The following is a 12,693-nucleotide window of genomic DNA, read 5'->3' as shown; positions in this document are numbered from 1 at the left end:
GGAAAGATAGATCAATCGGTAGGGTACAGACCCGGTAACGAGTCATTCTTTTTCGTCTGTTTCAGGTGCTGGTTTCTGAGCTTTTCACATTCACGCAAAATATCAGGGAAAGGCACGTCACCCTTGTCGGGCGAGTAGACGGCAGCGTCCATCTGCTGGAACAGGGTCAGGAGTTCAGTGGAACCAAGTTTTGCCAGACAGCGTTCAACAGTAGACAGGTCTTGTTCACTGAACAGGCTCTGACACCAAATGGTTAATGCCAGCTTCACTTCATTGATGTTTCTCTGCTCACAGCCTTCCCTGAACAATTTGAATGCGTCAGCTTCAGACTGGAGCTGTCTATCTTCCTGCACTGTATCTGTGACAACCGGGATCCGCTGGCGTCTGGCAAGAAGCCAGAGAGAGGTGCTGATCAGCCACAGCAGTGCAAACAGCCCGGTCAGAAAAGGCCAGAAGTAAGGGTTACCAATGGCTGTGGGGTTAGTTTTCATAACCTCTGGAGGTGAGCAGTTAGCAGTTTGTGTGTCGGCTCTGGCTTTGTCACTCGGGGTGGCAGCTGGCAGTGCCGGAATGGCTGCTGCATTAGCTGCCGGAAGCACTCTGATGGTTCTGGCTGGCAGCTCCGCCACTTTTTCTTCATTGCTGGTGACATCAAACCAGCTGTAGCGCAGGGCTGGCAGAGTCATTTCGCCGGGCTGGGTCGGTATGATCGCCACTGCATCTATACGCTTGCCAATGATGCCGGTATCCGTCGGTGTGTCTTCGGTTTTAGACTGGTCTGGATAGATATTGGCATTCTGCAGCCTTGGTTTGGGAATGGTGGGCAGTTGCGCACTGGTGAGTCCATCGGCTTCAACGGTAATGGTTCGGGTAATGGCGTCCCCCACATGGACCTCGTCGTTCAGGTCCTGACTCCAGGATTCACTGAGGGAAAGGTCAGAAGCCGGTAGCCAGGCCCTGCCACTGTAGCTGGCAGGCTGGGGTTGCACGTTCAGAATGATTTCGGCAGACCTGGCGACAACAGGCTTGCCGCTGGACAGGGAGAACATACTGCCGAACGGGTCGTTGCGTTCAGCCATAGTACCGTTGAAGACCAATTCAGGAATTTTCATCGGACCGGTTTTTTGCGGGTGAATGGTAAACTTCAACTCAAGCACACCATAGCGCTTACCATCAATGATGGTTTCATACTTACGGGTGTCGCCCAGTTGCTGAACAATTGCGCCGTCAATGTTCAGTGGGGATAAACGGCTGTCGTCATAAAGGTTAACCCGGTAGAACACTCTGAGTGTCAGAACAACCTGCTGCTGCACATAAACAAACTCATTATCCACTTCCGTGCGCATAAAGACCGGGCTGACGTTGTTGCCGGCGACGGATGAGCCCTTCTGCACTTGAATCCGGATTGGCTCCGACGACAGGCTACCCAGCTTCAGTGCAGGAATGACCAGTCGGCCTTCACGTTTAGGTGCCAGTGTAACCACCCAGTCCAGCCAGGATTCTGTCTGTCCGTTGACGATACGAATCTGTCGGCTCTGTCGTGTGGTAACGACTTCGAAGTCCTGATTAAGGGCGGACAGGTCAGGTTCCAGATCGGTGCTTTTATCCGTTCGCAGTGTCAGTTCCACGGTTTCATAGGGGGCAATAACGGTACGGTCAACCGTTGCTGTGAATGTGGCAGCCAGGGCTGAGCCAGCAAACATAAACAGAAGCAGAGCCATCAGCGATTTAGTAGCCATCAGCGATTTAGTAGCCATCAGCGATTTAGTAGCCGTCAGCGATTTTGCCGTTAATCTCGTTGGTAATTTATAGAGTGCTGACGTCACCATGCACGCTCCTGTTGTCTGTTTTCCTGCCTGAGTTGTTGCTGATGCAGAAATTTTCTTCTTAATAACCCACCCGGATCATCAGGGATGGTATTCAACCAGTTTTCCACCGCCTGTTGGTCGGGGGTCTGGGCATCAAGTTCTTCTGCCGGTTGTTCCATCATGGCTTGTTGTTGCTGTTCGTCCTGTTCTCTGTCTGCCTGCTGCTGGCTGGCAGAGTGCTGTTCCTGTTGTTCCTGTTTCTGTTCTTCGGTTTGCGCATTCTGTTGCTGAGCGTCCTGTTTTTGTTGCTCTTGCTGCTGACTTTCCTGTTGCTCAGATTGTTGCTGTTCAGATTGTTGCTGATCGTCAGCCTGTTGATTCTGAGAGTCACGGTTTTCCTGATCTTGTTGGGAACTGTCCTGCGACTGTTGCTGTTCACCTTCAGAGTTTTGCTGATCCTGCTGGTTTTTGTCGTTCTGGTTCTGCTGGTTTTGTTGTTCCTGCTGGTTTTTGTCGTCCTGGTTCTGCTGTTTTTGCTGTTCCTGCTGTTGTTTCAGCTTTTCCAGCAACGCTTTGTTGAACTTTGCATCGTCCATGTCCGGTTGCAGTTCTATTGCCTTGTTATAGGCGGCAATGGCATCGTCCAGCTTGCCAGCTTTCGCCAGGGCGTTGCCCTGGTTGTAAAAGCCCTGCGCAGTTTCAGACTCACTAAAAAAGCTGGCAGCGTCTTCAAACTGCTGGTTACGGTAGAGGGCTTCAGCTTTCCAGTCCGGGTCTTTAAACAGTTGTATGGCGGATTCCGGATCGTTGTTGTCAAGTGCTGCGGCACCACGCTGGTCTGTGTTTTTCCAGAGTACAGACCATTCAAAAGCCATTGCCTGCTGTTCAGGCAGGGCGGTGAACAGTACAAAAAGCACCAGTAACCAGCCTTTGCGGAAGCTGATCAGCGCCAGAGGCAGGAGAAGCAACACCAGCCAGTAACCGGCGTCATGCCACTGGTCGAACTGACGGTCAACCTTAACCACTGAATCCGAGGCATCGGGTTTTGGCAACAGGGCATCAAGGTCACTGTTGTCGAGTGACAAATCCCGATACTGGCCAGAAACTGCCCGGGTAAGTTGCTGTAGTTCTGTTCTGTTTAGTCTCGGTACCAATATGGCTCCCTGATTGTCTTTCAGGTAGCCCCCTCCGGGAATCGCAATAGGCGCACCCTGTTCAGAGCCAATGCCAAGAATTGACAGTTTGTGGCCTGACTGCTTTATCAACGTTTCGATATCCGAGATTTGATAACTGGGAATACTGTCGGTAATCAACAGGATGTCACCCTGCTCACTGGCACCCTGGGATAACAGTTTGATAGCCTGCTCAATGCCACTCAGCGGATTTTGCCCCTGTTCAGGCATAATGCCCGGACTGAGTGCCGGAACCATATTTGATAATGTATGGGTGTCGTCTGTTAAAGGAGAAACGGTGTGAGCGCCGCCGGCAAAGACGACGATAGCCGTAAGCCCATCTTGTCGCAGACGAAACAGATCCAGCAGTTTATAACGTAATCGTGTCATTCTGTCCGGTGGTAGATCGGTAGCGTACTGGTGGTAAGACAGGTCTGCCACCACAACCAGAGGGTGCTGGCTTTTACTGACAGGTGTTGTAACCTTCTGCCAGGTTGGGCCGGCAAGGGCGATACAGGCGAGAATCCAGCCGGTGGTCAGTAGAGCTAATGGCCAACGCTGCGGTTGGTGGGTTTCGCCATGGATCAGGTGAGCCAGCAACCTGGGTGCGATGACCTTGCTCCAGTTACCCGATGTCTGCTGTTGTCGCCAGACCTGTGTCAGCAGCAACAGGCTGGGCAACAGCATCAGCAACCACATTGGACGCAGAAAATGAAACTGAGAAAAAAACTCTGTCATGCTCAGGCTCCTTCCTGCGTTTGGTGCTTTTTAGAAAAATGGTGTTTGGAGAACCACTCACGGGGGCGTGTCTGCAGGTGCAATAAAGCGATTGTAAAACTCAGAATCAGAGCCAGCAGTAAAGGCCAGTAATACAGGGCTATGCTGGGACGAAAGCTTTCTTCTTCCTGTTGAACGGGTTCGAGTTCATTCAGTATGTTATAAATCTGTTGCAGCTCTTGAGTGTTTTTTGCACGGAAGTAGCGACCGCCGGTGAGGTTTGCCATTTCGGTCAGGGTTTTTTCATCAAGATCGGCAGAGGGGTTTACCCGGCGCGCCCCAAAAGAAGAACCAAAGATACCGGGCTGGACCATCTCTTCAGCGCCCATACCGATGGAATAGATTTTAATGTCTTCCTCTGCCGCCAGTCTGGCAGCCTGCAAAGGCGTGATTTCACCAGCCGTGTTAGCACCATCGGTGAGCAGAATCAGCACCCGACTTTCCTGGGGACGATTACGCAGATGCTTGACAGCCAGGCCCAGCGCATTGCCTATGGCGGTTTTGTTGCCCGCCATACCAATAGCAGATTCGTCCATCAGGGTGCCAACGGTTTGCAGGTCGAAGGTCAGAGGTGCCTGAAGATAAGCCTGGGTTCCAAAAAGAATCAGCCCTAACCGGTCACCTTTTCGGCGCTCGATAAAATCGGTCAGCACATGCTTTGTAACCGCCAGTCGGTCAACCGCCACACCGTTGAGTTCCATATCATTGATTTCCATGCTGCCTGACAGGTCAACCGCCAGCATGACGTCACGACCGCTACCCTGAAGCTGGACGGGTTCGCCCAGCCAGACAGGGCGCGCAGCCGTCAGCAGTAGCAGTAGCCAGATAAGAACCGGGAGTATAGATGACCACTGACGTTTTGGTGCAGGGTGAGACTGATTGTCTCCGGCAATACTGGTCAGATGACGATAAAAAGGTACCTGCAGAGCAGCCCCGCCTGACTGTCTTGCAGGGTTCATAAAACGATATATCAGATAAGGCAGCGGGATTGCGAGAAAGACCCACGGCCATTGCAGTTCAAGCATGGTGTTTTTTAATCCAGCTCAGGGTTATGGAATGCAGGGCATTCACTTCCACAGCATTCTCTTCTGAAAATTGCTCTTTCTGGTAGCGGCTGTCACCCAGGGCAGCTCCGGCGCCCTGGATAAAACCTTTGTTACCACTTTTGTCGGCAAGAAACTGTTGCCACTCTTTGCCGTGTAACCGGGCAACCGGTTCATCGGGATAAGCCTGCAATGCAGTTTGTTTCAACAGGCGGTTGCAGGCGTTGGTAAACCGTCGTTCGTCGCCGTGTTGCTGAAACTCTGCCAAAAGCTGATGGCTGACCCTTGCCGCCTGCCGGCGGTAGCGGCTTTTGCGAACAGCCTTCAGGGTCAAATAAACGACAGCGGCGATCACCAGTACGACCAGCAGGCCACCCAGCCACCAGCCTATGGCAGGTGGCCACCAGTTGACTGGGTCTGGCAGTTGATTAGGGCGAAGTTGATCCAGTGGGTTTGGCATCTCCATAACCAGTTAACCTCTCGTACTCTGCCGGCTTCTGACCGAACCAAAATGCTCTATCAGTTGTACTGAGGTATCAAGATCCGTTTGTAACCGGATTAAGGGGATTTTCAGGCTGGAGAACTGTTCTTTAAGGCTGCTGGTGTGCTGCTCATACTGCTGGCGGTATTTGTGCCTGATTTTTCCCGCCCGGGTTTCGATGGTCTGACGATGAACACCGTTGGTGATATCGTACCGGCCGGGTCGGGGCAGTTCGGCTTCCATCGGGTCTGATACGTGAACCGCCATCATTTCACAATGTCTGGACAACCGGGAGAAATGGCGCTGTGTTTCTTCATTGTGCTGGGCAAAATCACTGATTACAAAAATGTGGGTACCCGGGTGTGAGACTCTGCGGGCATGACGCAGCGCTTTAGCCAGGTAACCGCCACTGGCTGAAGCCATTGATGCAGGAATGGATTTTGCCTGCAGGGACTGATTGTGTTCACTGGCCTGTTTCAACAGATGCATGAGTGTCTGTTTCGAACGCTTTGGACGAATCTCACTGAGCTGTTCTTCGTTGAAAACAACACCGCCAATCCGGTCACCATGATTCAGTGTTGCCCATGCCAGCAGGCTACATGCCTCGACCGCTGTGACCGACTTGAAGTTGAGACGGCTGCCAAAGAACAAGCTGTGGCTCTGGTCCAGCAATATCAGAACCGGACGTTCGCGCTCTTCCCGAAACACTTTGGTATGGGGCTTGCTGCGCCTGGCCGTTACCCGCCAGTCGATGGAACGGATATCGTCACCATGCTGATAGGCACGAACTTCTTCAAAGTCGACGCCGCGGCCTTTAAAAGGAGAGATGCCTGTGCCTGCCAGCAGGCTGCGTGAGCGGTTATGCTTGAACAGTGCCAGATCTCTGGCCTTGAAGCGTAATCCAACCAGCTCTTTCAGGTCCGAGTAGGCTCCACTCATTATGCGTTAATACTCCTGCCCTTCGCTCTACTATTTTTTGCCCGATTGTTTTTTGCCCGAGTCATGCGACCGGCACCAGATTTAGCAGCTGGTCGATAATCTGGTCAGCATCTTTACCCTCGGCTTCTGCTTCAAAACTTAACAGCAGCCGGTGGCGAAATACGTCGTGTACTACAGCCTGAACATCGTCCGGGCTGACAAAGTCTCTGCCAGCCAGCCAGGCATGGGCGCGGGCGCATCGATCCAGGGCAATGGTTCCACGGGGGCTGGCGCCATAGTCCAGCCAGCCGGCAAGACGTTCACCATACAATGAAGGGTGCCGGGAGGCGTTAACCAGTTGCACGATATACTCTTCAACCACGGGTTCCATGTGCATGGCCAGCACATTCTGCCGGGCTTCCAGAACGTTCCCCTGGGTCAGCTGTTGCGAGGGTCTGGCAGGTTGTTGTTGCATGGCTTCGCCACGTGCCAGCCGGAGAATCTGCCGTTCTGCTGAAATATCCGGGTATTCCACTTTTACATGCATCAGAAAGCGGTCAAGCTGTGCTTCCGGCAATGGGTAGGTACCTTCCTGCTCAATGGGGTTCTGGGTTGCCATCACCATGAAGACCCTGGGCAGCGGGTAGGTTTTACGACCAATACTGACCTGTCGTTCGCCCATAGCTTCCAGCAGGGCTGACTGCACTTTGGCTGGCGCCCGATTGATTTCATCGGCGAGAACCAGATTGTGGAATATTGGACCCGGCTGAAAACGGAAACTGCCGTCTTCGGGGGTGTAGATATCAGTGCCGGTAACGTCGGCAGGCAGCAGATCGGGTGTAAACTGGATGCGGTGGAAGCTGGCTTCAAGCCCTTCTGCCAGAACTTTTATGGCGCGGGTTTTTGCCAGTCCGGGCGCGCCTTCAACCAACAGGTGACCATCGGCCAGAAGGGTAATCAGCAGGCGGTTGACCAGGTGTTCCTGACCGATAATGCAACTACAGAGGTACTCTTTCAGTTCATTCAGAACGTTTTGTGCAGACATAAATTGTTCTGTCCCAGTTTATTTACCGTAAAACTTTTTATCACCCGGGTTGCCACAGAAGCCTTCATTGGGGTGATAAGAAAATTTCCTTCGCTCATGGCTCTTTGTGCCAACACTGTTCAAAATATTGGCAATAACCAATAAAAGCACTGGTGTTGTGCCGATAGTAATGATGATCAGGGACGTCCCTGCCCGGCACGGGATTTATTTTGCAGGCAGCTGACAGCTGTTTACCTGATTGTTTATAACAAGTGTTCAAAACAAGGTAATTCTGCAATAAATGATTCAGACAGACCAGCGGGCGTTTTTAACTGATAGCAAGCGGTTGAGGGGCTTGATATGTCAGGCGAAGCAGGCTGTCTTTTTCTATAGTTCAGTAATATAGGTTCAGTGACCGCAATGGTCTAGTTTATCAGCCGGTTTTTAGCGGATGATGGCATAAAACTGACAACTCCCTTGCATAAAGCGGACACTCTGACCCTACTTACTTAATCAAGATACCGCTTTTGCCCCCGGAGATGCCAGCATGGGTCAGCGAGATGCCCAGGAGCGTAAGGAAGCCCTGGATAAAATACTGGACGAGCTAGCTCCCCAGGTTCCCGCAGAACAATACGACGCCCTTCGACTTTTTGTTTACCAGTACTATTCCATGGATACCCGTCAGGACCTGATGGGGCAGAAGCGCCGGGATCTGCTGGGTTCAACCCTTTCATTCTGGAAGTTTCTGCAGTATCACGATCCGGAACAGCCAGAAATTGAAGTTCTGAACCCTGACTATCCCCACCACGGCTGGCATTCGACCCATACGGTCATCCGAATTATTCACCGGGATATGCCGTTTCTGGTTGACTCCCTGAGAATGAAGCTGAATGAGCGAGGTGTGGTGATTCATCATCTCAGGAATACGATTCTGCAGTCGCGCCGTAATGAACATTATCAGATGGTGTTTGGCGATCGTGTTAAAGGTAGCGATGGAGATAGTGGTGGAGATAGTGGTGGAGATAGCCTCGAAGCGACTAACTGTAAGGAAGCCATCATCTATGTAGAAATCGACCGGCAGGAAAAGGATGAAGATCTGGAAGCCCTGCGGGAGCAGATTTATGCCATTATGGAGGATGTCTCCAGGGTTGTTGAGGATTACGTTCCGACCTGTGAGCGAATCAGGCAGCTGGCTGCCACCCTTACCGGTGACCGGGCAAAGGAAGTTCAGGACTTTCTGGGCTGGCTACTGGATAACAAGTTCACCTTTCTTGGTTACGAAGAACTGAAGGTGATTGAGCAGTCAGGTAAAAAACAGATCATACGCCCTTCAGAATCGTTACTGGGGCTGCTGAAAATCAATCATCAGGGCGGTATTGGGCAACTGGACCTTGAGCCTTTTATTGAGCATGACTTCTTTGAGCAGACCGAACCACTGTCATTCACCAAGGCCAGCGTTCGTTCAACCGTTCACCGTCCGGCCTACCCCGACTTAATAACGGTGCGGCAGTTTGCCGAGGATGGTTCTGTTGTCGGTGAGGCGAGGATTGTTGGTCTGTATACCTCGCCAGTTTATCGACAGAGTCCGTTCAGGATTCCTTATATTGCGAGTAAAGTCACTGAAATTTTTGAACAGTCCGGTCTGGGTCATAAAAGCCATCATGGCAAAGACCTTGAGCAGATTCTGGAGGTTTTCCCACGGGATGAACTGTTTCAGACGCCCAGTGATGAGCTGTTTCAAACCGTTATGGATATTCTGCGCATCCAGGAGCGCAAGCAGATCAGGCTGTTTATCCGACAGGATCCTTACGGCCCGTTCTGTTCAGCCCTGGTGTTTGTACCCAGAGAGGTTTACAGCACAGAGTTGCGCAGGCGTATGGAAACCATACTCTGCCACCACCTGCAATCGGTTGATTCAGAGTTTACGACGTATTTTTCAGAATCTGTCCTGGCCCGGGTTCATTTCAATTTCAAACTGCGTAACCGCGTTGAGTTCAGCCAGGAGTCGATCAATGATGAACTCATTCTGGCCGCCAGTTCCTGGGAAGATGAAGTCCGGGCTTCTATCCTGGAGTCCCATGGCGAGGTGAAAGGCAATCAGTTGACCTCTCTCTATGCCAATGGTTTTTCTGCGGCTTACCGGGAGGCTTTTACGCCCGATGCCGCTGCCGTTGATGTTGAGCATTTTCAGTGCATTGATAAAGACAACCCGTTGTCCATGGGGTTCTATCAGTCATTGAATGATGCGCCTGACCGGATTCACTTCAAGCTGTATCACTTTGTCGAACCCCTGCCACTGGCTGACCAGATTCCAATTATTGAGAACCTTGGCCTGCGGGTGATTGGTGAATACCCGTTCCTTATTCACAAAAGCAATGGGGAGATGATCTGGATACACGACTTTCTGCTGAGTTTTCACGATAACGTCAACACCAATATCCAGAAAGTGGACGGCATCTTCAAGAAAGCGTTTGAAAAAATCTGGTTTGGTGAAGCAGAGAATGACCGGTTTAACCTGTTAGTTCTGGCGGCTGGTATGAACTGGCGTCAGGTGGCGATGCTGCGGGGCTATGCTCGTTATATCAAACAGATTCGGATGGGCTTCAGTCAGACCTATATTGCCGAAACCCTGTGCAACAATATCGAGATTACCCGGCAGCTGCTGGAGCTGTTTGAAGTACGCTTTAACCCAGAGCTGGCACTGTCCCGTACCCAGAGACTGGCCCGGCAGCAGCAGATTCAGCAGTCCATTCTGGAAGCCCTTGACCAGGTAACGGTTCTCAGTGAAGACCGAATTATTCGTCGCTTCCAGACTGTTATTTCTGCGACATTGAGAACCAACTTCTATCAAATGGATGAAGAAGATAACCCTAAGTCGTATATTTCGTTCAAAATCTCTCCCCGTGATATTCCCGACATCCCCAAACCCATGCCTCTGTACGAAATTTTTGTTTACTCGCCCAGGGTAGAAGGTGTTCACCTGCGCGGTGGCAAGGTGGCACGTGGCGGGTTGCGCTGGTCTGACCGGGTAGAGGACTACCGGACTGAAGTGCTGGGATTGGTGAAAGCCCAGCAGGTGAAAAATGCCCTGATTGTACCTGTTGGTGCCAAGGGCGGTTTTGCGCCGAAGCAGATGCCTGTGAATCCGAGCCGTGAAGCGATGATGGAAGAGGGCATCGCCTGCTACCAGATATTTATACGGGCTTTGCTGGATGTGACGGACAACCTGGTGGAGAACGAAGTGATTCATCCAAAGTCTGTCGTGTATTACGACGACAAAGACTCTTATCTGGTGGTAGCAGCGGATAAGGGAACGGCGACCTTTTCCGATATCGCCAACAACATTGCACAAGAGTATAACTTCTGGCTGGGTGACGCCTTTGCTTCCGGCGGCAGTGTCGGTTATGACCATAAGAAAATGGGTATTACTGCAAAAGGGGCATGGGTCTCCGTACAGCGTCACTTCCGCGAACGGGGCATCAATGTGCAGCAGGACAATGTCACCGTTATCGGAATCGGGGATATGGCAGGTGATGTCTTTGGTAATGGACTATTGTCGTCTGAAACCCTGCAAATGGTGGCTGCGTTTAACCACATGCATATCTTTATTGATCCCAATCCTGACCCTGTCCGCAGTTACCATGAGAGAAGAAGGCTGTTTAATCTGCCAAGGTCAAGCTGGCAGGACTATGACAGTAAGCTGATTTCAGAAGGCGGGGGTCTGTTCTCCCGTAATGCCAAGTCCGTTGTAGTCTCTGAACCTATGAAGGAGCGGTTTGGTATAAAAGCCAACCGTCTTACCCCGAACGAACTGATTCGTTCGCTGCTGCGTGCGCCGGTTGACCTGATCTGGAATGGTGGTATTGGCACCTACGTGAAAGCCATCAATGAAAGTCATGCCCATGTGGGGGACAAGGCTAATGATCCGTTGCGTATCAACGGTTGCGAACTGAGGGCGAAAGTCGTAGGCGAGGGTGGAAACCTCGGGTTAAGCCAGTTGGGACGCGTTGAGTACGCCCTGCAGGGTGGGGCGTTGAACACGGACTTTATTGACAACTCCGGTGGTGTAGATTGTTCCGACCATGAAGTGAATATCAAGATTCTTCTGAATGATATTGTTTCCAATGGCGATATGACCATGAAGCAGCGCAACCAGCTGCTGGAATCCATGACAGACGATGTTGCACGACTGGTGTTGCTCAATAACTACCGTCAGACGCAGGCGATTACCCAGGCTGAGTCTGAAGCCCGTTACCGGATGGATGAATACAAGCGTTTTATTGATTACCTCGAAAGTGAAGGCAGGCTGGACCGGAATATTGAATATCTGCCAGACAACGAAGCGCTGGCAGAACGCAGCAGCGCAGGACAGGGGCTGACCCGGCCGGAACTGTCGCTACTGATCTCCTATAGCAAGGCTGAACTGAAAGAAGCCCTGATGGCATCCGATGTCATCAATGAAGACTACCTGTCCAAAGAGCTGTTTACCACATTCCCGGAAGTTCTGGTTGAACCGTTTTCTGAGCAGATCAACCATCATCGACTGCGCCGGGAAATTATTGCCACCCAGATTGCCAACCACATGATCGACATGATGGGTATCACTTATGTCCATCGTGTACGTCAGACAACCGGAGCCAATGCACCGGAAATTGCCAGAGCATTTCTGGTCAGCCGCGATGTCTTTGGTATTCAGGATTACTGGCAACTGATTGAATCGCTGGATTATAAGCTGTCCAGCAGCCTGCAGCAGCAGTTGATGGGTTCAATGATCAAACTGGTACGCCGCGCCAGCCGCTGGTTTATCCGCCTGAAACGTCAGGATCTGGTAGCCGCAGAAACCGTTGAGCAGTATGGGCCACTGATTCAGGAGTTTATTCACTCCTTCGTTGACTATCTGAGCGACACTGAGCATGAAAACCTCAGTGCCAAGGTTGAGCAGATGGTGGGTAACCAGATTCCTGAGGATGTTGCCAAACTGGTGTGTGGTCAGCGATATCTGCTGAGTTCTCTGCCCATTATTCAGGCGGCCGACCAGACCGGCAAACCCATTGAAAGTGTTGCCAGAACGTTTTTTGCCATTGGTGAGCGGCTCGACCTGAACTGGTACAGTCAGGAGCTGGGAAGCCTGGAAGTCACCAACCATTGGCAGTCACTGGCACGGGACAGTATTCGCGATGAACTCACCTGGCAGCAGCGGGCTCTGACGGTTGCGTTACTGAGTGCGGCTTCGGATACCGGCGACGATCTGGCTCAGCAGCTGGATGCCTGGATGATGCATCATCATGCCCTTGTCGTTCGCTGGCAGAGTATGCTGGCAGAGATTCGCAATGCCTCTGTGTCAGAAATGGCGATGTTTACTGTAGCAAACCGTGAATTGATGGATCTGGCTCAGGCCACTATCCATTCAGCTCAGCCTCATTAGGCGAGTACGGCTATATGGCTGACCCCTGCTTAAGATTGAGAGAGT

At 51.6% G+C, this 12,693-nt stretch carries 7 protein-coding genes; 1 reads left to right on the top strand and 6 read right to left on the bottom strand.

Annotated elements, in window-relative coordinates; translation table 11 throughout:
* Positions 1 to 11 precede the first annotated feature (11 nt).
* The 6 genes from NX722_RS12505 to NX722_RS12480 form a co-directional block, all read right to left on the bottom strand.
* Complete coding sequence (locus NX722_RS12505; protein ID WP_262568268.1) at positions 12 to 1,829, bottom strand: BatD family protein; 1,818 nt, start codon at positions 1,827 to 1,829, stop codon at positions 12 to 14.
* Positions 1,823 to 3,718, bottom strand: coding sequence for a tetratricopeptide repeat protein (locus NX722_RS12500; protein WP_262568267.1), 1,896 nt, complete (start codon positions 3,716 to 3,718; stop codon positions 1,823 to 1,825). Before NX722_RS12500 ends, NX722_RS12505 begins: the two co-directional genes overlap by 7 nt.
* 2 nt (positions 3,719 to 3,720) lie before the next feature.
* Positions 3,721 to 4,782, bottom strand: coding sequence for a vWA domain-containing protein (locus NX722_RS12495; RefSeq protein ID WP_262568266.1), 1,062 nt, complete (start codon positions 4,780 to 4,782; stop codon positions 3,721 to 3,723).
* On the bottom strand, positions 4,775 to 5,266 hold the full coding sequence (locus tag NX722_RS12490; protein ID WP_262568265.1) for a DUF4381 domain-containing protein: 492 nt from the start codon (positions 5,264 to 5,266) through the stop codon (positions 4,775 to 4,777). Before NX722_RS12490 ends, NX722_RS12495 begins: the two co-directional genes overlap by 8 nt.
* Positions 5,267 to 5,272: 6 nt before the next feature.
* Positions 5,273 to 6,220, bottom strand: coding sequence for a DUF58 domain-containing protein (locus NX722_RS12485; protein ID WP_262568264.1), 948 nt, complete (start codon positions 6,218 to 6,220; stop codon positions 5,273 to 5,275).
* A 61-nt stretch (positions 6,221 to 6,281) separates the two neighbouring features.
* Positions 6,282 to 7,244 (bottom strand): AAA family ATPase, encoded by a 963-nt coding sequence (locus tag NX722_RS12480; RefSeq protein ID WP_262568263.1) that lies wholly within the window; start codon positions 7,242 to 7,244, stop codon positions 6,282 to 6,284.
* 526 nt (positions 7,245 to 7,770) lie between these two features.
* Here NX722_RS12480 and NX722_RS12475 point away from each other — a divergent pair.
* Positions 7,771 to 12,648 (top strand): NAD-glutamate dehydrogenase, encoded by a 4,878-nt coding sequence (locus tag NX722_RS12475; protein ID WP_262568262.1) that lies wholly within the window; start codon positions 7,771 to 7,773, stop codon positions 12,646 to 12,648.
* Positions 12,649 to 12,693: the final 45 nt, after the last annotated feature.

The sequence above is a fragment of the Endozoicomonas gorgoniicola genome, from assembly GCF_025562715.2.
In the GTDB taxonomy this organism is placed as follows: Bacteria; Pseudomonadota; Gammaproteobacteria; order Pseudomonadales; family Endozoicomonadaceae; genus Endozoicomonas_A; species Endozoicomonas_A gorgoniicola.
Note: the sequence above shows the minus strand (reverse complement) of the source record. Positions and strands in the feature narration are given on the sequence as shown.

Coding starts and splice junctions, on each gene's coding strand:
- NX722_RS12480 (WP_262568263.1), bottom strand. CDS start 7,244: ATGTCTGCACAAAACGTTCTGAATGAACTGAAAGAGTACCTCTGTAGT.
- NX722_RS12500 (WP_262568267.1), bottom strand. CDS start 3,718: ATGACAGAGTTTTTTTCTCAGTTTCATTTTCTGCGTCCAATGTGGTTG.
- NX722_RS12475 (WP_262568262.1), top strand. CDS start 7,771: ATGGGTCAGCGAGATGCCCAGGAGCGTAAGGAAGCCCTGGATAAAATA.
- NX722_RS12490 (WP_262568265.1), bottom strand. CDS start 5,266: ATGGAGATGCCAAACCCACTGGATCAACTTCGCCCTAATCAACTGCCA.
- NX722_RS12505 (WP_262568268.1), bottom strand. CDS start 1,829: ATGGTGACGTCAGCACTCTATAAATTACCAACGAGATTAACGGCAAAA.
- NX722_RS12495 (WP_262568266.1), bottom strand. CDS start 4,782: ATGCTTGAACTGCAATGGCCGTGGGTCTTTCTCGCAATCCCGCTGCCT.
- NX722_RS12485 (WP_262568264.1), bottom strand. CDS start 6,220: ATGAGTGGAGCCTACTCGGACCTGAAAGAGCTGGTTGGATTACGCTTC.